We start from the raw sequence: 22,879 nt of genomic DNA on the forward strand, positions 1-22,879 counted from the left end.
CCGGGACGATACCGGCCGCTACCGACCGGAGAAGGAGCATGCTGAAAACAAGAATTCTGTTGTTTGCCGTCGTCGCATTCCTGATATCGACCTCGTGGGTTTCATTGCGCCACGAGAAGCAGATATCCGATGCGCGGGTCGCATGCGGGCAGTATGTTTCGCAGCAGCTCGGCCCGGCCAGCAGCCTGGAGGCCACCAGCCAATGGCCCGCCGCCGAGCGTGGGCCCGACACCTGGCTCGTCCAAGCCAACTACGCCCTTCATGGGCGGTATGACGCCATGTGGTGCCACCTGCGCAATCTGGGCTCCCAGTACGACCTGGCCCGGATGGACACGCACTACGAAGACAGCCGCCGCGGCCCCTGAGCCGCCGCAGCAATTGGCGCTGCACCAGCGCCACGCCGGGATTCCCGGGATTCAACCCGGCGCATCGATCCAGGTCACCGCATCCTCCAGCGTCGCACGTGTCGTGCGAAAGCCGTTGATCGGATGCGCGTCGTCCCGCCATCCGAAGGCGACGCCGGCCACCACCTGACGACCCTCCGGCAGGTCCAGAAACTCCCGTACGAAGCCTGAGTGCGTCGCGATCGCGGCCTGCGGCACCGCGGCGATGCCCAGGCTCTGCGCCGCCAGCAGAAGCAGCCCCAGGTAACCGCCGCAATCGATGGCACCGTAGTCGCCCAGATCACGCTCGGTCGAAATCACCGCCAGGTGCGGCGCGCCAAAGAAACGGAAGTTCTCCAACGCCTGTTCGGCGGCAGCCGTGCGGTCTTCGCGCCCGATGCCCAGGCTCGCATACAGCGCCAGTCCGCATTCCTTCCGGCGTGCCTGGTAGCGGCCGCGATAGGCCAGCGGGAACTCGAAGTCCGGTGCGCCGCCGCCGCCGCGGGCAATCGGCACGTACGCCTCGCGGAACCGATCCAGCGCCTCTCCCGACACCAGATGGACATGCCAGGGCTGCGTGTTGCACCACGAGGGCGAGCGCTGCGCGATGGCCAGCATCCGTTCGATCGTCGCGCGCGGCAGGGGTGCCGGCAGGAACGCACGGCAGGAATGGCGCTCGGCGGCCAGCCGGTCGAGCACGGCGTCCGGCGAGGCGCCGGTGGTGGGGGAGTCGAGGGAGGATGTCATGCGGCTGAATGTCTCGTTGAAGGGTCACAAGTCCCGGCCTTGGGTCGCCTGGATCAAGGCTGCGGCCTCGAAACGATCTTAGCGAGCCTGGGCGACGAGGGCTGTCACCTGCCCTGAGCCGATGTATCTCGGCCGCTGGCCCGCTTCCTGCTTCAGTCTTCTTATGTGCACTAAACAAACTGAATTGTGCACAATACTGGCGCCAAATCGATTCCGCTCGATGGCGCTGCTCACCAACATGGGGCCCGTGGAGGGCCGAAGGATCGCGTCATGGAAGTCATCGGATCGAAGCGCCAGGGCCTGAGCCGGCGTCTGTTCGTCAGCAGCGGCGTCGCCGCAGCCAGCACGCTGGCCATGCCCGGCTGGGTGCGCGCCCAGGGCAGCGAAAAGGAGATCGTGATCGGCGGCGCGGGCGGCCACAAGGCCTTCCTGGACTCGCTGATCCCGGTGTTCGAGAAGCAGACCGGCTGCAAGGTGATCTTCGAAGGCACCCGGTCGCTGGTGAACCTCGAGAAGATGGTCAACAACAAGGGCCGCCAGTACATGTCCGTCGTGCTGATGGACGACCCGGTGCTGATCCCGGCCGTGAAGGAAGGCGTGCTCGAGAAACTCACCGTCGCCGACATCCCCAGCATCGCCAAGCTCAAGCCGGGCACCGTGCACATGGACGGCATGTGGGTCAACTACATGCAGACGATGACCGGCGTCGCCGTCAACACCGGCAAGGTGAAGAGCATGGCGTCGTACCAGGCGCTCTGGGAGCCGGCGTACAAGGGCAAGGTCGTCATCCCGTCGCTGCAGAACACCGAAGGCCTGTCGATGCTGCTCATCGCGGCGGCACTCGAGACCGGCAAGCCGATGAAGGAAGCGCAGTACCAGCCCGATGCCGGCTTCCGCAAGCTCAAGGCGCTCAAGCCGAACCTGCTGACGGTCTACACGCAGCTGCCGCAGGCGCTCAACCTGCTGGAGCAGGGCGAGGCCAGCGCGATCGCAGGGATGATCGGCTCGAACGCGGTGGACCGGAAGGCCAAGGGCGCGCCGGTCGAGTTCCTGTTGCCCAAGGAAGGCGGCATGGTCATGCCAAGCGGCATCGCCAAGGTCAAGGGCGCACCGGCGCCGGCACTGGCCAACGCCTTCATCGAAGCCATGCTGAGCACCTGGCAGAAGCAGGTGACGGAAGTGTCCGCCGCGCTGCCGACGAACACCTCCGTCGCGGTGCCGGCCGGCCTGCCGAAGGGCGACGTGTTCATCCCCGACTGGGGCTACATCGCCGACAACCGCAAGGCCTGGGTCGAGCGCTGGGACCGGGAGATGGCACTGTGAGCGCACTGCGCCTGACCGGAATCGCCAAGCACTACGGCGCGACCGCCGTGGTGGATGGGCTCGACCTTGCGGTCGAATCCGGCGAGTTCGTCTCGCTGCTCGGACCCTCGGGCTGCGGCAAGACGACGCTGCTGCGCATCATTGCGGGACTGGCGGAAGCCGACGCCGGCACGGTGCGCATCGGCGACCAGGACGTGACCGCCCTGCCGGCGCACAAGCGCAATGTCGGCGTGGTGTTCCAGAGCTATGCGCTGTTTCCGCACCTGACGGTCGGCGAGAACATCGCCTTCGGCCTGCGCGCACGCGGAAGCTCGAAGGCCGACACCGCCGCCGCGGTGCAGGCCGCATTGCAGGCGGTGCAGCTGTCGGCGCTAGCCGACCGGCCGATCTCGGCGCTCTCCGGCGGCCAGCAGCAGCGCGTCGCGGTGGCCCGCGCGATCGCCACCAAGCCGCGCCTGCTGCTGCTCGACGAGCCGCTGTCGGCGCTCGACCGCAAGCTGCGCGAGACCATGCAGGTCGAACTGCGCCGCATGCTGCGCGACGCCGGCATGACCGCCATCTTCGTCACGCACGACCAGGAAGAGGCGTTGGTCATGTCCGACCGCATCGCGGTGATGAACCGCGGGCGCATCGAGCAGCTCGACGTGCCGGACGCGATCTACGCGCGGCCGCGCACCGAGTTCACGCTCAACTTCGTCGGCCTGTCTGCGCAATGGCGCGGCCGTGTCGAGTCGCTCTCCGCGGACGGTGCCACCGTGCGCACGGCGAGCGGCGACATCGTGGTGCCGGGCGGCGCCGGGGTGCTGCCGATGACGCCGGGGCGCGACGTGCTGATCGGCGTGCGGCCCGAGCGCATCCACGCCAGCGCCGACAACGGCATGGCCGGCGCGTCCGCCGCGGGCCTGAACCAGCTGCGGCTGACCGTGAGCGACGTGGTCTACCGCGGCACCAACCGGCTCGTGTACTTCGACGTGCCCGAGTCCGGCGGCATCGTGCTGGCCGAGACACCCGCCCACGCCGCCGCCGCGCCCGCCCCGGGCGACGCGCTGACGCTGTCCTGGGCGATCGGCGACACGCTGGTGTTCCCGGCCGACGCCGCCCGCCACTGACGACCACCGACCACCACGCACGCAAGGAACGCCATGACCACCACCGTTGCCGCCCTGCCGACGCCGGCCGCGCCCCGCGCGCCGCGTTCGCGCGTCGCCTGGCTCGCGCTGCCGGGCGCGGGGTACCTGCTGATCGCCTTCGCGCTGCCGCTCGTCCTGCTGCTGTCGACCAGCCTGCGCAGCGAGGACGGCGCGTTCACGCTCAGCGGCTACGCCACCTTCCTGAGCGATGGCTACAGCGCCGTCGTGGTCTGGAACACGCTGAAGATCGCGGTCGCCGTGACCGGGCTGTGCCTGCTCATCGGCTACCCGGTGGCGTTCGCGATGGCACGTGCGTCGGTCGCGGTGCAGGGGCTGATGTTCCTCGCGCTGATCCTGCCGCTGTCGGTCGGCGTGATCGTCAAGGCCTTCGCATGGACCATCCTGCTGCGCAGCAACGGACTGGTGAACCAGCTGCTGATGGGGCTCGGCGTGGTCGACGACCCGGTCAAGCTGCTGTTCAACGAGCGCGGGCTGGTGATCGCCGCGGTGCACGTGTTCCTGCCCTTCATGGTGCTGCCGATCTTCACGGTGGCGCGCCAGATCGACTCGCGCCTGCCCGAGGCCGCGGCCACGCTCGGCGCGGCACCGCTGCTCACCTTCCGCGCGGTGGTATGGCCGCTGTCGCTGCCCGGCGTGGTCACCGGCTGCGCCTTCGTGTTCTCGATGGCGGTGTCGATGTACGTGATCCCGGCGCTGCTGATCGGCGACCGCTACCAGACGCTGCCCGCACTGATGGCACGCGCCTACCTCTTCATGCGCGACCGGCAGGCCGGCTCGGTGCTGGCGGTGGTGCTTCTGCTGATCGCGGTCGCGATCGTGGTCGGCAGCACCGCCCTCACACGCAGCCTGCAGGCGCGCCATGCGACCGGAGCGAAAGAATGAACGCCGCGCCGAGCCGCCTCAAGCAAGTTCGCACCGCAGTGCGCAGCACGGAGGTATGTCAATGAACGCCAATCGCGCAATGGCCTGGGCCCGCGGCACGCTGCTGGCCGCCACGGCCGTCTTCATGCTGGCACCGCTCGTCGTGGTGGTGCTGGTGTCCTTCGGCACGTCGGCCGTGTTCAACCTGCCGGACGCCAGCAGCCTGTCGCTGCGCTGGTACCAGGCGATGGCGCACCGCGAAGGGTTGGGTGCCACGCTGTGGCTCTCGGTCGGCGTGGCCTTCCTGTCGACGCTGGTCGCGCTGGTGCTGGGCACGCTGTGCGCCATCGCGATCGAGCAGGGCCGTTTTCGCGGCCGCGAGGCGCTGCTGGCCTTCCTGGTGTCGCCGTTGCTGATGCCCGGCCTGGTGCTCGGCGTGGCGCTGCTGCAGGTACTGCGCGAGATCGGCCTGCGCGACGTGTTCTCGGCGCTGCTCATCGGCCACATCGTCATCACGCTGCCCTACGTCACCCGCACCGTGCACGCCAGCCTGGCGCTGTTCGACATGCGGCTGATCGACGCGGCGCAGACGCTCGGGCTGTCGCGGTCGCGCGCGCTGATGCAGGTGATGGTGCCGTCGCTCGCGCCAGCCTTCCTCACCTCGGGCCTGTTCGCCTTTCTCGCATCGATGGACAACTACCCGATCTCCATCTTCCTGACCGACGCGCGCAGCAAGACGCTGCCGATCGAGATCCTCCACTTCCTGGAGGAGTCGCCCGACCCGACCATCGCCGCCATCTCGTCCTGCCTCATCCTGCTGGCGATCGTGGTGCTCTTCGTCGCCGAACGCATGGTCGGCATGCGGCGGCTCGCCCAGTTCTGACGACCATGACAGAAGCCATCGACTCCACATCCTCACCCACCGGAAGCGCCGCGCCCGTGCTGCGCGACTTCGTCGGCTACGGCCGCCAGCTGCCCGCCGTGCGATGGCCCGGCAATGCCCGCGTGGCCGTGTCCTTCGTCGTCAACTTCGAGGAGGGCGGCGAGTTCTCGATGCGCGACGGCGACGCGCACAACGAATCGGTGTACGAGGTGGTCGATCCGCAGCCGCGGCCGGACCCCTGCATCGACAGCCATTTCGAGTACGGCACGCGCGTCGGCTACTGGCGCATCGCCGAGCTGTTCGCCGCGCATGGCGTGCCCTTCACGCTGAGCGCCTGCGGCCGCGCGGTGGAGCGCTCGCCGTGGCTCGCGCAGCACGCGGTGGCGGCCGGCCACGAGGTGTCGGCGCACGGCTGGCGCTGGCAGAAAGGCATCGCGCTCGATGCCGCGCAGGAGCGCGAAGCGATCCGCCGCACGCGCGACACGATCGCCGCGGTGACGGGCCGGGCACCTGTCGGCTGGCACACGCGGTCGAGCGCGACGCAGCACACCCGCGCCCTGCTCGCCGAGCACGGCTTCCTGTACGACAGCGACGCCTACAACGACGACACGCCCTACACGGTGCCGGTCGACGGCCGGCCGCACCTGGTGCTGCCCTATGCCTTCGACACCAACGACATGCAGTTCCAGAACACCCAGCGCTTCGACACCGGCCGGGCCTTCGCGGAATACGTGGGCGACGCCTACGACTGGCTCTGGCGCGAGGGCGCCGACCGACCGCGCATGCTGTCGGTCGGCCTGCACCTGCGCATGATCGGCCGGCCCGGCCGCATCGGCGCGCTCGAACGTATCCTGGCGCACCTGAATGAACGCGGCGGCGCCTGGGTGGCGACGCGCGAGCAGATCGCGCGCCACTGGCTCGCGGCCACGACCTGAGAGATCCACCAGAACCGCATGAAAGAAACCGAAGACGCGATCTACGACACGCTGTCGGGCTGCCTGCTGGGCGGCCGGCTGTCGCCCGGCACGCCGTTGCGCGAGAACGCGCTGGCCGAGGTGTTCGGCATCAGCCGCGAGCGCCTGCGCAAGATCCTGCTGCGCCTGCACACCAACCGGCTCATCGAGATGGTGCCCAATCGCGGCGCCTTCGTCGGCGCCCCTTCGCTGGAGCAGGCGCGCGAGGTGTACGAGGCGCGCCGCGTGCTCGAAGGCGGCATCGTCGCGCACCTGGCGCCCACGCTCAGCGCGGCGCAGGCCGAGCGCCTGAAGACACACATGGCGCACGAGGAGCAGGCCTTCGCCGACAACAACCGCGCCGAGTCGGTTCGGCTGTCCGCTTATTTCCACACGATCCTGGCGGAGGCCACCGGCAACACTTTCGTCATGCAGCAGATGCAGGAGCTGGTCAGCCGCACCTCGTTGATGGTGGCGATGTACGAATCGGCTTCGGCCAGCCAGTGTGGCTGCGAGGAGCATCGCGACATCTTCACGGCGCTGCTGCGAGGCGACGGCCCGAGCGCCACGCGCGCGATGAGCGTGCATCTGTCGCTGGTCGAGACCCGGCTGCGGCCCGGCGTGGTGGCGCCGTCGACCGACGCCGTCGGCACGCTGCGCGCCCTGTGGGCGAAGCGCATGGAAAGCACGGCGACGGCGTTTGTCTCGGACGGCGACGCATGAAGCTCGCCGTGCTCAATCCGAACACCAGTGCGGCGATGACCGACGCGGTGGTCGAGGCGCTGCGCATGCGGCTGCCGCCGACGGCCGCGCTCGCGGGCATGACGGCCTCGAAAGGCGTGTCGGTGATCGACTCGGCCGAGCGCTTCGCGGTCGGGGCAGCCACGGCGCTCTGGATGCTCGACGACGTGCCGGCCGATGCCGACGCCATCCTGCTCGCCTGCTTCGGCGACCCCGGCCTGATCGGCTTGCGTCACCGTGCCGGCGTGCCGGTGATCGGCATGGCCGAGGCCACGGCGCGCGCGGCACAACGGGCCGGCCATCGGCTGGCCATCGTGACGGCGGGTGCGGCGTGGGTGCCGCTGCTGAGCGAGGCCGTGCACGCGCTGGTGCCTCGACTGGCGCTGACCGGTGTCTACGCACTGCCGGGCAACGGCGCCGAATTGCGGATCTCGCCGGCGGCCTTCCGCGCGGGCGTGGCCGCGCTGTCGCGCCAGGCGGCCGACGACGGCGCGACCGCGCTGACACTCGGGGGCGCCGCCTTCGCGGGGCTCGACTTCGAGATCGACCCGCGGCTCGCCCGCATCGACACGATGGACGCCGTGGCCGCCGAATTCGCCGCGCTGTCGACGCCATGACGATCGAACTCGTTCGCGCACGACAGGTCGTGACGGGCGTGCGCGACCGCTTCACCGCCGAGGTGCTGGACGACGCGGCCGTGGCGCACGACGCCGGGCAGATCGTCGCCATCGACCGCTTCGCCACGTTGCAGGCTCGATACCCGGACGCACCGGTGCAACACTTCCCGCGCCACATGCTGCTGCCCGGTTTCGTCAACGCGCACCACCATGTCGGCCTCACGCCGCTGCAGCTGGGTTCGCCCGACCATCCACTGGAGCTGTGGTTCGCCAGCCGGCTGTCGGCGCGCGACATCGACCCGGTGCTCGACACGCTCTACGGCGCCTTCGAGATGGTCGCCTCGGGCGTGACCTGCGTGCAGCACCTGCACCCGCGCGTGGCCGGGCCAGCCGAGGCGGTGGTCGCGGGCTGCATGAAGGTGCTCGGTGCGTACGACCGCATCGGCATGCGCGCATCCTTCGCGTATTCGGTGCGCGAGCAGAACCGGCTGGTCTACGGCGACGACGCCGCCTTCTGCGCCACGCTCCCCTGCGATCTGGGTGCGGAGACGCTGGCCCACCTGCGGCGCTTCGCGCTGTCCTTCAACGACCAGATGTCGATCTATTCGGCGCTGCGCGACGCGCATGCGGGCTCACCACGAACTCGCATCCAGCTCGCGCCTGCCAACCTGCACTGGGTCACCGACGACGGACTGATGGCGATGGTCGAGCAGGCCGGCGCCGACAACGTGCCGCTGCACATGCACGTGCTGGAAACACCGTTCCAGCGCGAGTACGCGCGTCGCCGCACCGGCACCACCGCCGTCCGGCACCTGCACAAGCTCGGCGCACTCGGGCCGCTGATGACGCTGGGCCATGCGGTGTGGGTCGACGAAGGCGACATCGAGCTGCTGGCCCACACAGGCACCTGCGTGTGCCACAACTGCAGCTCCAACCTGCGGCTGCGCAGCGGCACCGCACCGGTCAATGCGATGGCCCGGCATGGCATCGTCACGGCGCTGGGCATCGACGAAGCCGGGCTCAACGACGACCGCGACATGCTGCAGGAAATGCGCCTGGCCCTGCGCGTGCATCGCCAGCCCGGCCTCGACGCGGCCGATGTGCCGACCTGCGCCCAGGTGCTGCGCATGGCCACCGAGCACGGCGCCGCGACGACCGGCTTCCGCGGCCAGATCGGCAAGCTCGCGCCCGGCCTGCGCTTCGACGCGGTGGCCATCGACGCCGATGCCGCGACCTGGCCCTACCAGGATGACCAGGTCGCGCCGCTCGACGCGCTGCTGCAGCGCGCCAGGCCGCAACACGTGGACACGGTGTTCGTCGATGGCGACCCCATCTATGCCAAGGGGCGCTTCAAGTATGTCGACCGTGACGCGGTACTGGCAGAGATCGCGCAGATGCTGTCGCGTCCGCCGAGCGATGCGGAGCGCCGACGCCGTCACCTGGCCGAAGCCGTGATGCCGCACGTACGGGCGTTCTACGACGGCTACCTTCAAGGCGCCTGAGCGCCCCCGCGGGCACGGTGCCCGCTTGCCGTTCAGGCGCGCACCACGTCGCCCGTCAACGCGTCGCGGATGGTGGTCGGCTGGGCGAGCGTGCCGACCGGCGCGTCCAGCACGGCGGCGAGCTGGCCGGAGAAATAGGCCTCGACCTCGGCTGCCGTACGGGCCGGCGGCAGGCCATGCGGATTGGCGCTGGTCGACACCAGCGCACCGCCGAAGGCCCGGCACAACGCAGCCGCGGGCTCGTGCGCCGTGACGCGCACCGCGATACCCGCATGGCGCCCGCTGATCCAGGCCGGCACCTCGCGCGAGGCCGGAAAGATCCAGGTCGACGGGCCGGGCCATCCGCTCTCGATGCGGGCTCGCACTTCGGCCGGCACACGGGCCGCATCGATGTAGCGCGCCACCTGCGCGAGGTCTGCGCCGATCAACAGAAAGCCTTGGCCGGGATCGCGTTGCTTGAGTTCGAATATGCGCGCGACGGCGGCGGCATCGTGCGGGTCGCAGCCGAGGCCGAAGACGGACTCGGTCGGGTAACCGACTACGCCGCCGCGGCGGATCTGTTCGGCGATCGAGGTGTAGGGCAAGGTCATGGTGAAGGATGAAGTGGAAGGCTTGCGGACTGCGTGCGACTGCTATCGACGCGGCAGGAGGTCGAGCACCGCCTCCGACGGTCGGCAGAGACGCGTGGCAGTCGGCGTGACGACGATCGGCCGCTGGATCAGGATCGGGTGCGCCAGCATGAAGTCGATCAACTGCGCGTCGGTCCAGGCCGGATCATCGAGGCCCAGTTCGGCGTACGGCGTGCCTTTCTGGCGCAGCACCTCGCGCACGGGCACACCCATCGCAGCGATCAGCCGCGTCAGCGTGGCGCGGTCGGGCGGTGTCTTCAGATATTCGATGACCGCAGGTTCCTCACCCGCGTCGCGGATCAGCGCGAGCACGTTCCGGGAGGTACCGCAGGCGGGGTTGTGATAGATGGTGATGGCGTTCATTGGGTCGTAATCGGTGGGGCTGCCGTGTGTGCAGACCCGACCGATTCTGACCCAGCTAGCCCGTCCGGGTCGGCAAGGTATTGCGCGCGTCCTGCCGCAGCACCAGGTCCCAGATCTGCTGACCCGCGGGAGCCGTGCGCTCTTCGACGACATGTGCGACCAGGCCGGCGGCCCGGCCGACGAGCGCCAGGCCGCGGCCCAGCAGCGGGTCGAGGCCCATGTCCGCCAGCACGGCGCCATTGGCACCGGCCGCGTTCAGCGGCAGATGGCGGCCATGGTCCTCGCGCAGCACGTCGGTGATGGCCAGCGCCAGTCGCCAGTGCTTGCCGAAGTAGCCGTTGTCCTTCGACACCGCCATCAACGTCGGCACGCGCGGGTCGCCGTCGACATGGATCGGATGGCCGATGCCCGGAATGGTCTGCTTGCGCGCGCGGAAGTCGCGCACCATCTCGGCGGCGCGCGCCCGCACCGAGGCATCGTCCGCATCTTCGGCGAGCGGCGCGGCTTCGCGGATCAGGATCTCGCTCACGTTCTGCACCGTGCCGAGGAAATTGTTGCCCGCACCGAGCAGCCCGGCGGCGACCGCACCCTGCAGCGACTCGGGCGCGCCGAGCCAGGTCAGCCGCGCGGTGATCGCGCTCGGCGTCAGCCCATGGTCGGCCGCGGTGACGAGCAGCAGGTTGACCATGTTCTTCTCGCGCAATTCCGGCTGGCGGCCGAAGGTGACGAACCACAGCATGTCGACGAAGTCGAACTTGCCGAGGATCTCGGTCGACAGATTGCGGCCGCGCACATAGATGGCGTCGGGCGTGGTGTAGCCGATGTCGGTCTGGATGGGCATCGCGTCGTCCTCAGCCCGCCAGGCCGACGGTGATGCCGCCGCACACATACAGCACCTGCCCGGTGATGAACGATGCCATCGGATGCATGAAGCAGTCGACGGCGTGCGCCACCTCGGCCGGCTCGCCAAAGCGCTGCACCGGAATGCCCTGCGCGATGCGCTGGGTGCGCGGGCTGTCGGCCGGGTTCGCGGCCTTGAAAGCCTCGGTCGCGATCGGCCCGGGCGCCACGGCGTTCACCGTGATCCCCTGCGGCGCGAGTTCGAGCGCCCAGGTGCGTGTCAACGCATTCAGCGCACCCTTCGCGGCCGCATAGCCGCTGCGCAGTTCCTTGCCGAGCGCCGCGCGGCTGGTGATGTTGACGATGCGGCCGGCGCCGGCCGCGCGCATCGCCGGCAGCACGGCCTGCGCGCACTGCAGCGCGGCGCGCGTGGTCACGTTCATCTGCAGGTCGAAGTCCTCGAGCCGGGTGCCCTCGATCGGCGCGGGCCGGATCGCCGCCACGTTGTTGACCAGCCCGAGCAGCGGCCGCTGCGCGCAGGCATCGGCCAGTGCGGCGGCAAGCTCCGCCGTGTCGCCCATGTCGACGCGGCGGAATTCACCCGGCGCACCGTCGGGCGGCGGCTGGATGTCGAAGTTCAACACGCGCCAGCCCGAGGCGGCGAGCGTTCGGCAGATGGCCAGCCCGATGCCCGACGAGCCGCCGGTCACGAGCACATGGCGCTCGGCGATGTTGGCAAGCGCGTTCATGCGGTTTCTCCTTGCATGCGTTCGAGGATGGTCTGGCGCGCGTCCTTTTTCGACACCTTGCCGTTCGCGGTGCGCGGCAGCGGGTCGAAGAAGTGGATCGCCTTCGGCGTCTTCACCGGATCGAGCAGGCCGCGCACCCACGCGATGAGTTCGGCCTCGCCCGCGCGCAGGCCGGGGCGAAGCTGCACGGCCGCGTGCACGGCCTCGCCCCACTTGTCGTCGTCGACGCCGACCACCGCGCAGTCGTACACGGCCGGGTGCTTGCCGAGCGCGTCCTCGACGTCGGTCGGGTAGACGTTGAAACCGCCGGTGATGATCATGTCGCGCACGCGGTCCTTCAGGAACAGGTAGCCGCGCTCGTCCAGGTAGCCGCCGTCGCCGGTGCGCAGCCAGCCGTCGCGGAAGGCTTCGGCCGTTTTCTCCGGCTGCTTCCAGTAGCCCGACATCAGCAGGTCGCCGCGCACCACGACCTCACCCGTTTCGCCCGGCGGCAGCAGCTCGCCGGCGCCGTTCATGATGCCGATCTCGGTCATCAGCGCGGCCCGGCCGACCGACTGCAGATTGCGCGGATCGAGCGCCTCGTCGACCGGCATGTACGAGATGATGGCCGGTGCCTCGGTCTGGCCGTAGCCGGTCTCGACATGGCCGAACACCTGCTGCGCCTCGACGATCTTGTCGCTGCGCATCGGCGCGGCGGCGTAGACGAAGTGACGCAGCGCACGCCAGTCGCGCGTGCGGGCGGTCTCGTCTTCCAGCAGGCTGTAGATCAGCGTCGGCGGCATGAAGACGGCCGTGACGCGCTCGCGCTCCAGCAGCTCGAGCACCTCGCGCGGCTTGGTCGATGTCGGCAGCAGCACCGTGCCGCCGCAGCCCAGCACCGGCAGCAGGAAGGTCGACGTGCCGTGCGTGATCGAGGCCACGGCGAGGTAGCGCTCGTTCTCGTCCAGCTTCATCGCATGGATGATCGAGACGATGGTCGTGTTCCACGCGCGGTAGCTCTGCATCACGCCCTTGGGTGCGCCAGTAGTGCCACCGGTGAACTTGATGGCCTGCGTCTCGGCCAAGTCGTGCCACACCACCGTCGGCTGCCGGCCGCGGTACTCGGCGATCAGCGCATCGAGCTCGCAGGCCGTGTCGCCGTGCGCATGGCCGTCCTTCGGCACATAACGCAGTTGCGGCACCGACGCGCCGGCGAGCTTGTGTTCGAGTCCGGCCTCGACCACGACCAGCGCGGCTTCGGTGAAGTCGACGATGCGGCCGAGCTCGTGCTGGCCCGCGCGCGGGTTCAGCGGCACCCAGATGCGGCCGGCCAGCAGCGTGGCGAACAGCGCCACCACGTGCGCGATGTGGTTGCCCGCGCAGATCGCGATGCGCCCGCGCGGGTCGGGCACGCGCGCCTGGAAGGCAGCCGCCAGCGCCTGGGTGCGCGCGAGCAGTTCGGCATAGTCGATCGCGCCTTCGGGGCCGGAAACGGCGATCTTGTCGGGAAAGCGCTGCGCGCTGCGCAGCAGGAAGTCGATGGGACGCATGGTGTCGTTGAAGAGGACTTGGGGGTTACTCGGCCTTGGCGCCCGAGACCTTCACGATCTCGGACCACTTGTCGTATTCCTTGCGCACGAAGGCGTCGAAGGCGGGCTGGCTCATCACGGGCGCGTCGGCGCCGAGGTCGTGGTAGCGCGTCTTGACCTTCTCGTTCTGCAGCGCCTTTTCCACTTCGTCATGCAGGCGCTGCACCACAGGCGCCGGCGTGCCCGCCGGGACGAAGATGCCCGACCACGCGGTCGACTCGTAGCCCGGCACGCCGGCCTCGACCATCGTCGGCACGTCCGGCAGCAGCGGCGAGCGGCGCGGGCCGGTCACGGCCAGCGGGCGCAGCGAGCCCTTGGCGATGTGCGGCAGCGAGGTCGGCAGGTTGTCGAACATCAGGTCGAGCTGGCCACCCATCAGGTCGGTGAGCGCGGCCGCGCCGCCGCGGTAGGGCACGTGCAGGATGCTGACCTGCGCCAGGTGCTTGTAGAGCTCGCCGGACAAATGAATGCTGCTGCCGTTGCCCGACGAACCCATGTTGAGCTTGCCCGGCTTGCTCTTGGCGAGTGCGGTCAGTTCCTTCACGTTCCTGGCCGGCACCGACGGATTGACCACCAGCACGTTCGGCACCGAGCCGATCATCGCCACCGCCGTGAAGGCCTTGCGCGTGTCGTACGGCAGGTTGCCGTAGAGCGTCGGGTTGATGGCGTTCGTGCCCACCGTGCCGAGCAGCAGCGTGTAGCCGTCCGGCGCCGCGCTCGCGACCTCGCGCGCGCCGATGTTGCCGCCGGCTCCCGGCCGGTTGTCGATGATCACCGGCTGGCCCAGCGCCTGCGCGAGTTCGGCGCCGACCATGCGTGCGAACAGGTCGGCCGCACCGCCTGGCGGGAAGGGCGCGACGAGGCGGATCGGCTTGGTCGGCCATGCGGGCACGGTGGACGGCGCTTGCGCGAAGGCGAACGATGCGCAGCAGGCGAGTGCCGCGACCACGAAATTTCTCTTGTTCAACATGTCTTGTCTCCTTGGAAGTGATACGGGCCGCCACTGCGCGGCGCCCGATGAAAGCGCGGGAAAGGCGCGGGAAAGGCGCGGCCGTCAGCCCGCCGGCGGCCGGGCGATGCCGTGGGCCAGGCCGCCATCGACCGGCAGTTCGATCGCATTGACGTAGGCCGCTTCCGCCGACAGCAGGAAGCACGTCGCATGGGCGATGTCCCAGGCCGTGCCCTGCCGGCCGAAGGGCAAAGCGCCCGTCGCGCGACCGGGACGGGCGGCGCTCGCAGCGCGGCCCATCGGCGTGTCGATCAGCCCCGCACGGACCACGTTCGCGCGGATGTCGCGCGCATGCCCGTCCAGCGCGACCGCACGGCACAGCGCCGACAGCGCGGCCTTCGACGCCTCGTAGGCCGGGTTGCGCCCGGCCGGCAGCAGCGCGGCGAGCGAGGACACGAACACGATCGCCCCGCCCGGCTGCATGCGCGGCAGCGCCGCCTGCGCGCACAGCATGTGGCCGCGCAGGTTGACGTCGAAGATCGCGTCCCAGCTGTCCGGTGTGATGTCGGCCAGCGGGCGGCGGTCGCTGATGCCGGCGTTGAGCACCATGCCGTCGAACGCCGGCGAGATGGCGGGCAACGCGTCGAACAGCGCCTGCACATCGCGCGGATTCGCGATGTCGACGGTCAGCGCCGATGCGCGCCCGCCTTGGGCGGCGATGTCGGCCACGGTCTGCTCGGCCGCCGGGCCGCTGCGGTCGACGCAGACCACGTGCGCACCGCGCGCGGCCAGGCTCAGGCAGATGGCACGGCCGTTGCCGACCAGCGAGGGATCGGCGCTGGAGGCCTGTCCGCCGCCGATGACGAGGATGGTTCGGCCGTCGAAACGGTTCCCGCCGGAGGCCGTCGAACGGCTAATATCTGTAAACGTTTCCATATCTGAAGCCAAGGCTACCAGCGGGCTATCGACGCCCGCAATGCATGGAACGTTTTCATAAGGGAAAACAATGAGTGAATCGGTTTCGGTGCGAGACGTCGCGGCAGCGGCGCAGGTGTCGATCGCCAGCGTGTCGCGCGTGCTCAACAACAGCGGCTACGTCAGCGCCGACGTGCGCCAACGCGTCGAGCGAGCCGTGGCGTCGACCGGCTACCAGCCCAACTTCAACGCCAAGCACCTGCGCTCTGGCCGCAGCAAGGCGGTCGGCTTCATGGTGTCGAACATGGCCAACCCTTTTCTCTCGGCCTTCTTCGCCGCGGTCGAGGTGCGCATGCAGGCGGCCGGCTTCTCGCTGCTGGTCGCGAGCACCTACGACCAGCCGAACCGCGAAGCCGAGCTGCTCACGCTGTTCGAGAACCGGCGCCTCGAAGGCGTCATCGCCTTCCCCAGCCTGGAAGACGTGCCGCGCGAGCGCAACCCGTTCGCACGATGCAAGCTGCCGCTGGTGGTGATCGACCGGCAGATCGATTTCGGCGGCGACGTCGTCTACCAGGACCACCGCAAGGGCGTCGGCCAGGCGGTCGACTACCTGGTGTCGCTCGGGCATCGGCGCATCGCGCTGTTCGGGCCGAGCGTGTCCATCCGCCCCGGCCGCGAAAAGCTGCTCGGCTACCGCGATGGCCTGGCGCGCGGCGGCATCGCCAGCGACGACGCGCTGGTCTGCATGCGCAGCTCGGCGGTGGATTCGGCCGAGGCACCGATGGCGCAGATGCTCGCGCTGCCGTCGCCGCCCACGGCCGTGATCGCGCTCGGCACGCGTCTGCTCTCCGGTGCATTGCGCAGCGTGCGCGCAACGGGCCGGCGGATTCCGGAAGATCTCTCGGTGATCGGCATCGGCACCGAAGACGCCTTCGCGCTGATGCACCCGACGCTGACCACGCTGCGCTTCGACATCGACCGCGCGGCCGAGGCGGCGGCGCATCTGATGCTCGACAGGCTGCAAGGCAAGGCCGCGGCCGGTGCGCGCATGGTGAATGTCGGGATGGACCTGGTGCTGGGCGCGTCATGCGTGCCGGCGCCGGGAATGGATCACTCAAATCTTTCCCAAGTTGCCGGCCATCCTTCGCGCCGTGCCTGATTCGACCCACGACATCCGAACGCCACGTCCGTTCATCCTTCCATTGCCGACCTTCCCGCATGACGCGTAGGGTCCGGCGCCGCGTCGGCCCGGTGCCGGCGCTGGGCCTGCTGGCATTGGCACTGCTCCACGCACCGCCAGCCCTGGCCCAGCAGGACGCCACCTGGATCGACGCGCCGATGGTCCTGCGGCGAACGCCGGAGCTCACGGAAGCCATCCCGCGCGCGGAGCGTGGCGATCGGCCGAGCGTGATCGACGGCGACCGCCTGCATGGCCGCCCGAATCTCGAAACGACCGCCGAAGGAAACGCGCTGCTGCGCCGCGGCGACACCGTCATCCATGCCGACCGCCTGACCTACGACCAGGCCGACGATCTGGCCAAGGCCGATGGCAACGTGCATGTGAACCAGGCCGGCAACACCTACGACGGCCCCGAGCTGCAGTTGAAGGTCGAGACCTTCGAGGGCTTCTTCAACCACGTGCGCTACAGCCTCCTCGCAACCGGCGGCCACGGCGACGCGCAGCGCATCGACTTCATCGATGCCAGCGTTTCGGTGGCTCGGCAGGCCACCTACACCACCTGCCGGCGCGAAGACTATCCCGGCTGGATGCCGGCCTGGCTGCTGAGCGCTAGCACGCTGACCACCGACACCGCAGCGGACGAAGGCGTCGCCAAGGACGCACGGCTCAGCTTCATGGGCTTGACCACGCCGGCATTGCCGTCGCTCAGCTTTCCGCTCGGCAACACCCGCAAGAGCGGCCTGCTGCCGCCGGTCTTCGGCATCGACAGCACGAACGGCCTGGAGCTGGAGCAGCCCTATTACTGGAACATCGCACCCAATCGCGACGCGACCTTCTACCCGACGCTGATGAGCAAGCGCGGCATCGACGTGGGCAGCGAGTTCCGTTATCTGGAAGACCGCTACAGCGGCCAGATCCGGCTCGACTACATGCCGACCGACACGCTGCGCGACCGGGAGCGCTGGGGCATCTGGGCCAAGCACACCGAGAGCTTCGATCCGAAGCCATTCGGCCTGGACGCGCTCAACCTGAACCTGAACATCAACCGCGTGAGCGACGACGACTATTGGCGGGACTTCTCGCGCACGCCCTCGCTGACCACGCGCCTTCTCGCGAACGATGCGGCGCTCGACTGGAGCCGGGGCGACTGGAGCGGGCAGGCACGCGTGCTGACCTACCAGACGCTTCAGTACAGCCTGTCGCCGATCACGCCGCCGTACAACCGGACGCCGCAACTCACGGCCAACGACAACACCTACGACTGGCATGGCTTCGACATGTCGATCAACCTCGACTACACACGCTTCACCGTCGACTCGGCCTATGCGCCCACGCTCAACGGCATCACCCAGCCCAACGGCGAGCGCATGGTGGGCAATTTCCAGATCAGCCGGCCCTGGGTCACGCCGCAGGGCTACCTGATCCCGAAGCTGTTGCTGCACACGGCCGCCTACCAGTTCGACAGCCCGCTCGCCAGTGGTGCCAGCGCCATCACGAGCACGGTGCCGACCCTGAGCCTCGACGGCGGGCTGGTGTTCGAGCGCGATGCCAGCTACTTCGGCCGCGCATTCCGCCAAACGCTCGAGCCGCGGCTCTTCTACGTCCACACGCCATACCGGGACCAGAGCCAGATCCCGATCTACGACACGGCCGCGAACGACTTCAGCTTCGCGACCATCTACACGGAAAACGCCTTCTCCGGCAACGATCGCGTGTCGGACACGGACATGCTCACGACCGGCCTCACCACGCGCCTGATCGACCCCGACACCGGGGCCGAGGCGGCGCGCTTCGGCTTCGCGCAGCGCTTCCGCTTCGCCGACCAGAACGTCACGCTGCCCGCGGGCACGCCGGTGACCGATCGCCTCAGCGACCTGCTGCTCGGCGGCAGCGTCAACTGGACACCGCAATGGAGCACCGACGCGCTGCTGCAGTACAACCTGGACGACCAGCGCTCCACGCGCGATGCCTTCAGCCTGCGCTACACGCCCTCCCCGCACCACGTGTTCAACATGGCCTACCGCTACCAGGCCGATACGACGTCCACGGCCGACGACGGCACGCGCACCATCGATTTCGGCTGGCAATGGCCGCTGGACGAACTCTGGCCCGCCAGCGAGACGTCCGGGCACGGCGCCAAGGCGCACGAGCCCGGACGCTGGTACGCGGTGGGACGCCTCAACTACAGCCTGCGCGACCGCGAACTCGGCGTCGGCCTCCTCGGCTTCGAGTACGACGCCTGCTGCTGGATCGGGCGCGTCGTGCTCGAGCGCCAGGTCACCGGCGTGACCACGCCCTCGACGCGCCTGATGTTCCAGCTCCAGTTCAACGGACTGGCGAGCGTCGGATCGAGCCCCAGCGACACCTTCTCGAAGAACATCCAGGGCTATCAGCCGCTCGGTTCGTCCACGACGAGCGCCAGCAGGTTCTCGAACTACGACTAGCCGGGCGATGCCTGCAACGTCGCCCACTCGTCGTCGGTGAACAGCCGCGAGCGCGTGAGAAAGCGCAGGCCCTCGGGCCCTTCCAGCGAGAACATGCCGCCACGGCCCGGCACCACGTCGATGATCAGCTGCGTGTGCTGCCAATACTCGAACTGCGGCCCGCTGATGTAGAACGGCGCACCGCCGATCTCGCCGAGCAGCCGGTCGTAGTCGCCGACGATGAAGTCGCCTTGCGGATAGCACATCGGCGCGCTGCCGTCGCAGCAGCCGCCCGACTGATGGAACATCAGCGGACCGTGCCTGGCGCGCAGCTTCTCGATCAACGCGACGGCAGGCGCCGTCGCGAGTACACGGTGGACTTGCTGCGCCATGGAGATCAGAAGAAGCCGAGCTTGCTCTCGCTGTAGCTCACCAGTAGGTTCTTGGTCTGCTGGTAGTGGTCGAGCATCATCTTGTGGTTCTCGCGGCCGATGCCCGACTGCTTGTAGCCACCGAAGGCCGCGTGCGCCGGATACTGGTGGTAGCAGTTGGTCCACACGCGGCCGGCCTGGATGCCGCGGCCCATCCGGAAGGCGCGGTTGGCGTCGCGGCTCCACACGCCGGCGCCCAGCCCGTACAGCGTGTCGTTGGCGATGGCCAGCGCTTCTTCCTCGTCCTTGAAGGTCGTGACCGACAGCACCGGGCCGAAGATCTCCTCCTGGAAAATGCGCATCTTGTTGTGGCCCTTGAAGACCGTCGGCTTCACGTAGTAGCCCTCGGCCAGGTCGCCGGCCAGCACGTTGCGCTCGCCGCCGATCAGCACCTGCGCGCCTTCCTGGCGGCCGATGTCGAGGTACGACAGGATCTTCTCCAGCTGTTCGCTCGAGGCCTGTGCACCGATCATGGTTTCCGGGTCGAGCGGGCTGCCCTGCCTGATGGCCGCGACGCGCTTCATCGCGCGTTCGATGAAGCGCTCGTAGATCGATTCCTGCACCAGCGCGCGCGACGGGCAGGTGCAGACCTCGCCCTGGTTCAGCGCGAACATCGCGAAGCCTTCGAGCGCCTTGTCGAAGAAACCGTCGTCCTTGTCCATCACGTCCGCGAAGAACACGTTCGGCGACTTGCCGCCGAGTTCCAGCGTGACCGGGATCAGGTTTTGGCTCGCGTACTGCGAGATCAGCCGGCCGGTGGTCGTTTCGCCCGTGAACGCGATCTTGGCGATGCGGTTGCTCGACGCCAGCGGCTTGCCGGCCTCGACGCCGAAGCCGTTGACCACGTTCAGCACGCCCGGCGGCAGCAGGTCGCCGATCAGCTCCATCAGCACCAGGATCGACACCGGCGTCTGCTCGGCGGGCTTCAGCACCACGCAGTTGCCGGCCGCCAGCGCGGGCGCCAGCTTCCATACGGCCATCAGGATCGGGAAGTTCCACGGAATGATCTGGCCCACGACGCCGAGCGGCTCGTGGAAATGGTAGGCATAGGTCTCGTGGTCGATCTCGCTGATGCCGCCTTCCTGCGCGCGGATGCACGACGCGAAGTAGCGGAAGTGGTCGACCGCCAGCGGCAGGTCGGCCGCCATCGTCTCGCGGATCGGCTTGCCGTTGTCCCAGGTCTCGGCGGCGGCGAGCATCGGCAGGTTGTCCTGCATGCGGTCGGCGATCTTGTTGAGCACGGTCGCACGCTCGGTCGGCGACGTGCGGCCCCAGGCCGCCTTCGCCTTGTGGGCGGCGTCCAGTGCGCGGTCGATGTCGGCGGCGGTGGAACGCGGTATTTCGCAGAAGACCTTGCCCGTGACCGGCGTGATGTTCTCGAAGTACTGGTTGTCGACGGGCGCGACCCATTCGCCGCCGATGTAGTTGCCATAGCGCTTCTTGAAGGGCACCGTGGTACCGAATTTGCCTGGCTCGAGCATGTCCATGTCTTGTCTCCGTTCGGGATTGAGGGTGAGGCGCCGCACCGCGCGTCGCCTCCCGCTTGATTCCGCAAGCGCCATACCCGTGCGACCGGGGACATTCCCTGAGTGCCAATCCCCCGTGAAATGCAGGCCCGCGCGCCATTCGGGCTCGCAATCCGCGACATATCCGTGCGAATATTGCGAAAAACCTGTCGCAAGCTGCGAATCGCGACAACCAGCCGGAGACACACATGACCGACGCGAACCCGTTGCCGCCGACAGCGCTGGCACGTGAACTCTTCTTTGCGCAGGGCGTCGATCCCGGCGCGTCGATCGCGTCGCACATCTCCCGCTCGTGGCAGCGCAGCCGGCATTGCGAGTTCAGGGAGCCCGCGCCGCTCACCCGCGCCACCTTGCTCGACCGGCGGGAACAGTCGCTGCAACTGGTCGCCTGTTCGCAGCCCGAACTCGACAGCCTGGCCGAACATGCCACCGGCAACGGCTGCGTGGTGGTGCTGTCGGACGCGAGCGGGCTGATCCTCGAGGAGGTCGGCAGCCCCGAGTTCCTGCCGAAGGCGGAACGCTTTGCACTGACGCCCGGTGTCGACTGGTCGGAAAGCGAACAGGGCACCAACGCCATCGGTACCGCGCTCGCGGAACGGCAGGCGCTGATGGTGCTGGGCGGCGAACACTATCTTTCGCGCAACGGCGCGCTGGGCTGCGCGGCGGCGCCGATCTTCACCGGCCGCGGCACGATCGCCGGCGTGATCGACATGTCCGGCGAGGCGACGCGCTTCAACCCGCACGCGCTCGGACTGGTCCGGATGGCGGCGCAGCAGGTCGAGCACCGCATGATGGTGTCGGGTGCGTCCGGCCATCTGCTGCGCTTCCATCGGCGTCCGCAACTGCTCGGCTCCTCGCGCGAAGGCCTGCTGCTGATCGAGGACGGCCGGATCGCCGCAGTGAACCCCGCGGCGCTCGAGATGTTCGGCCGCAGCTGGGACGACATGCTCGACAGCGACATCGCCGCCCTGCTCGGGCCGGACTGGGCCCGGCTGGAGCGACAGCGCGGCCTGCTGACCCTGCCCGACGGGCAACAGATCGCAGCGCTGATGGAACGTGCGTCGACCGGCACGCAACGCACAGCCACCCGCCGCCCCGCGGCCACGCAGCCGCAGGACGTCACGCCGCCCGATGACATCGAGCCGCTGCTGAAACCGGCGGTGCGCGTACTGGACGCCGGCGTGTCGGTGCTGGTGACGGGCGAGACCGGCAGCGGCAAGGAGGTCTTCGCACGCCGGCTGCATGCGTCCAGCCGCCGCAGGGCCGGCCCTTTCGTGGCGATCAATTGCGCGTCGCTGCCCGAGACGCTCATCGAAGCCGAGCTCTTCGGCTACCAGGACGGCGCCTTCACCGGCGCACGCCGCCGCGGCATGCCCGGCCGCATCCGCGAGGCCGAAGGCGGCGTGCTGTTCCTCGACGAGATCGGCGACATGCCGCTCGGCCTGCAGACGCGCCTGTTGCGGGTGCTCGAAGAACATGTCGTCACGCCGCTGGGCGGCGGTGCGGACGTGGCGGTCGACTTCGACCTCGTGTGCGCAACGAACGCGGACCTGCAATCGCTGGTCACGGCCGGGCGCTTCCGGTCCGACCTCATGTACCGGGTGGCGGGCTATCGGGCCGCGCTGCCGCCGCTGCGCGCCCGCCGCGACCGCCGCACGCTGATCGCCGACGTGTTCGCGCAGTCCGGCGGGGCCGACAAGCGCCTCGTGCTGGAAGAAGCCGCGCTCGACGCACTGGCGGCGCATGCATGGCCGGGCAACGTGCGCGAGCTCCGCAGCGCGATGCGCACCCTGGCGGCGCTGGCGGAGCAGGGCGAGCGCATCGGTGCGCATGCGCTGCCGGCACATCTGCGCGCAGCGGAGGCACCCATCGACACCGCCGCCGCGGCATTCGCGCATGCCGACCCGGTTCCCGGCCGGCGCGACGCCGCTTCGGGCGGTGCGCTGGCGGCGGTCACACGCCATGCGATCGATCGGGCGGTCGAGGCCGCCGGCAACGACATCGCCGAGGCCGCACGGCAGCTCGGCATCCACCGCAGCACCGTGTATCGCCACCTCGCCAGACAGAGAAGCGGCGCCGGACGCTGAGCGAATGCCGCCGCGACGGAAGGCCTTCGGGCACGCGGTATCGTTCACAATGCCATCC

Annotated in this window: 21 protein-coding genes and 1 pseudogene; 12 read left to right on the plus strand and 10 right to left on the minus strand. The window is 69.1% G+C overall.

The annotated features are described in order from the left end of the window. The first annotated feature begins 38 nt into the window (after window positions 1-38). On the plus strand, window positions 39-365 hold the full coding sequence (locus AC07PZ_RS04430) for a hypothetical protein (RefSeq protein WP_495293797.1): 327 nt from the start codon (window positions 39-41) through the stop codon (window positions 363-365). Between the two features lie 51 nt (window positions 366-416). Here the strand turns inward: AC07PZ_RS04430 and AC07PZ_RS04435 are convergent, their stop codons facing one another. Further along, window positions 417-1,130, minus strand: coding sequence for a nitroreductase (locus AC07PZ_RS04435; protein ID WP_495293798.1), 714 nt, complete (start codon window positions 1,128-1,130; stop codon window positions 417-419). 270 nt (window positions 1,131-1,400) lie between these two features. Here AC07PZ_RS04435 and AC07PZ_RS04440 point away from each other — a divergent pair, with 270 nt between their 5' ends. The 8 genes from AC07PZ_RS04440 to AC07PZ_RS04475 all read left to right on the plus strand — a co-directional run bounded on the left by AC07PZ_RS04440 (window position 1,401) and on the right by AC07PZ_RS04475 (window position 9,161). After that, the gene (locus AC07PZ_RS04440; protein ID WP_495293799.1) at window positions 1,401-2,453 is read left to right on the plus strand and encodes an extracellular solute-binding protein; all 1,053 of its coding nucleotides are present in this window, start codon (window positions 1,401-1,403) and stop codon (window positions 2,451-2,453) included. Then, window positions 2,450-3,562, plus strand: a complete 1,113-nt coding sequence (locus AC07PZ_RS04445) for an ABC transporter ATP-binding protein (protein WP_495293800.1) — start codon at window positions 2,450-2,452, stop codon at window positions 3,560-3,562. The genes AC07PZ_RS04440 and AC07PZ_RS04445 overlap by 4 nt, the downstream gene beginning before the upstream one ends. A 33-nt stretch (window positions 3,563-3,595) precedes the next feature. Beyond that, a complete protein-coding gene (locus AC07PZ_RS04450) occupies window positions 3,596-4,486 on the plus strand; it encodes an ABC transporter permease (RefSeq protein WP_495293801.1) in 891 nt (296 codons plus the stop codon). Window positions 4,487-4,547: 61 nt separating this feature from the next. Next, entirely contained in the window at window positions 4,548-5,348 is an 801-nt protein-coding gene (locus AC07PZ_RS04455; RefSeq protein ID WP_495293802.1) for an ABC transporter permease, read from the plus strand. 5 nt (window positions 5,349-5,353) lie between these two features. Then, window positions 5,354-6,283, plus strand: coding sequence for a polysaccharide deacetylase family protein (locus tag AC07PZ_RS04460; RefSeq protein ID WP_495293803.1), 930 nt, complete (start codon window positions 5,354-5,356; stop codon window positions 6,281-6,283). 18 nt (window positions 6,284-6,301) lie between these two features. After that, complete coding sequence (locus AC07PZ_RS04465) at window positions 6,302-7,024, plus strand: GntR family transcriptional regulator (RefSeq protein ID WP_495293804.1); 723 nt, start codon at window positions 6,302-6,304, stop codon at window positions 7,022-7,024. Next, window positions 7,021-7,659: an aspartate/glutamate racemase family protein gene (locus AC07PZ_RS04470; protein ID WP_495293805.1), complete on the plus strand. Its 639-nt coding sequence runs from the start codon at window positions 7,021-7,023 to the stop codon at window positions 7,657-7,659. The genes AC07PZ_RS04465 and AC07PZ_RS04470 overlap by 4 nt, the downstream gene beginning before the upstream one ends. After that, a complete protein-coding gene (locus tag AC07PZ_RS04475; RefSeq protein ID WP_495293806.1) occupies window positions 7,656-9,161 on the plus strand; it encodes an amidohydrolase family protein in 1,506 nt (501 codons plus the stop codon). The genes AC07PZ_RS04470 and AC07PZ_RS04475 overlap by 4 nt, the downstream gene beginning before the upstream one ends. A gap of 32 nt (window positions 9,162-9,193) precedes the next feature. Here AC07PZ_RS04475 and tsaC read toward each other — a convergent pair whose 3' ends face one another. From tsaC to AC07PZ_RS04510, 7 genes and pseudogenes are all read right to left on the minus strand, one after another. Next, window positions 9,194-9,751, minus strand: a complete 558-nt coding sequence (gene tsaC, locus AC07PZ_RS04480) for an L-threonylcarbamoyladenylate synthase type 1 TsaC (protein ID WP_495293807.1) — start codon at window positions 9,749-9,751, stop codon at window positions 9,194-9,196. A 48-nt stretch (window positions 9,752-9,799) separates the two neighbouring features. After that, window positions 9,800-10,153, minus strand: a pseudogene (gene arsC / locus AC07PZ_RS04485) (arsenate reductase (glutaredoxin)); the annotation flags it as partial. A gap of 55 nt (window positions 10,154-10,208) precedes the next feature. Further along, window positions 10,209-10,994 (minus strand): citryl-CoA lyase, encoded by a 786-nt coding sequence (locus AC07PZ_RS04490; protein WP_495293808.1) that lies wholly within the window; start codon window positions 10,992-10,994, stop codon window positions 10,209-10,211. Window positions 10,995-11,004: 10 nt separating this feature from the next. After that, a complete protein-coding gene (locus AC07PZ_RS04495) occupies window positions 11,005-11,742 on the minus strand; it encodes an SDR family oxidoreductase (protein WP_495293809.1) in 738 nt (245 codons plus the stop codon). After that, window positions 11,739-13,271 (minus strand): class I adenylate-forming enzyme family protein, encoded by a 1,533-nt coding sequence (locus AC07PZ_RS04500; protein ID WP_495293810.1) that lies wholly within the window; start codon window positions 13,269-13,271, stop codon window positions 11,739-11,741. Before AC07PZ_RS04500 ends, AC07PZ_RS04495 begins: the two co-directional genes overlap by 4 nt. 25 nt (window positions 13,272-13,296) lie before the next feature. Further along, entirely contained in the window at window positions 13,297-14,280 is a 984-nt protein-coding gene (locus AC07PZ_RS04505) for a Bug family tripartite tricarboxylate transporter substrate binding protein (protein WP_495293811.1), read from the minus strand. A gap of 84 nt (window positions 14,281-14,364) precedes the next feature. Then, a complete protein-coding gene (locus AC07PZ_RS04510; protein ID WP_495293812.1) occupies window positions 14,365-15,195 on the minus strand; it encodes an SDR family NAD(P)-dependent oxidoreductase in 831 nt (276 codons plus the stop codon). A 70-nt stretch (window positions 15,196-15,265) separates the two neighbouring features. Between AC07PZ_RS04510 and AC07PZ_RS04515 the strand changes: the two genes are divergently transcribed. Beyond that, complete coding sequence (locus AC07PZ_RS04515; protein ID WP_495293813.1) at window positions 15,266-16,333, plus strand: LacI family DNA-binding transcriptional regulator; 1,068 nt, start codon at window positions 15,266-15,268, stop codon at window positions 16,331-16,333. A gap of 59 nt (window positions 16,334-16,392) precedes the next feature. Next, on the plus strand, window positions 16,393-18,798 hold the full coding sequence (locus AC07PZ_RS04520) for an LPS-assembly protein LptD (protein ID WP_495293814.1): 2,406 nt from the start codon (window positions 16,393-16,395) through the stop codon (window positions 18,796-18,798). Here the strand turns inward: AC07PZ_RS04520 and AC07PZ_RS04525 are convergent. Next, a complete protein-coding gene (locus AC07PZ_RS04525) occupies window positions 18,795-19,169 on the minus strand; it encodes a DUF779 domain-containing protein (RefSeq protein WP_495293815.1) in 375 nt (124 codons plus the stop codon). The two genes, AC07PZ_RS04520 and AC07PZ_RS04525, sit on opposite strands and share 4 nt — an antisense overlap. A gap of 5 nt (window positions 19,170-19,174) precedes the next feature. Continuing rightward, window positions 19,175-20,695, minus strand: a complete 1,521-nt coding sequence (adh, locus tag AC07PZ_RS04530) for an aldehyde dehydrogenase (RefSeq protein ID WP_495293816.1) — start codon at window positions 20,693-20,695, stop codon at window positions 19,175-19,177. A gap of 227 nt (window positions 20,696-20,922) precedes the next feature. Here adh and AC07PZ_RS04535 point away from each other — a divergent pair, with 227 nt between their 5' ends. Then, window positions 20,923-22,821 (plus strand): sigma-54-dependent Fis family transcriptional regulator, encoded by a 1,899-nt coding sequence (locus tag AC07PZ_RS04535; protein WP_495293817.1) that lies wholly within the window; start codon window positions 20,923-20,925, stop codon window positions 22,819-22,821. Window positions 22,822-22,879: the final 58 nt, after the last annotated feature.

This window comes from Variovorax sp. GW821-FHT10B04, from assembly GCF_059415645.1.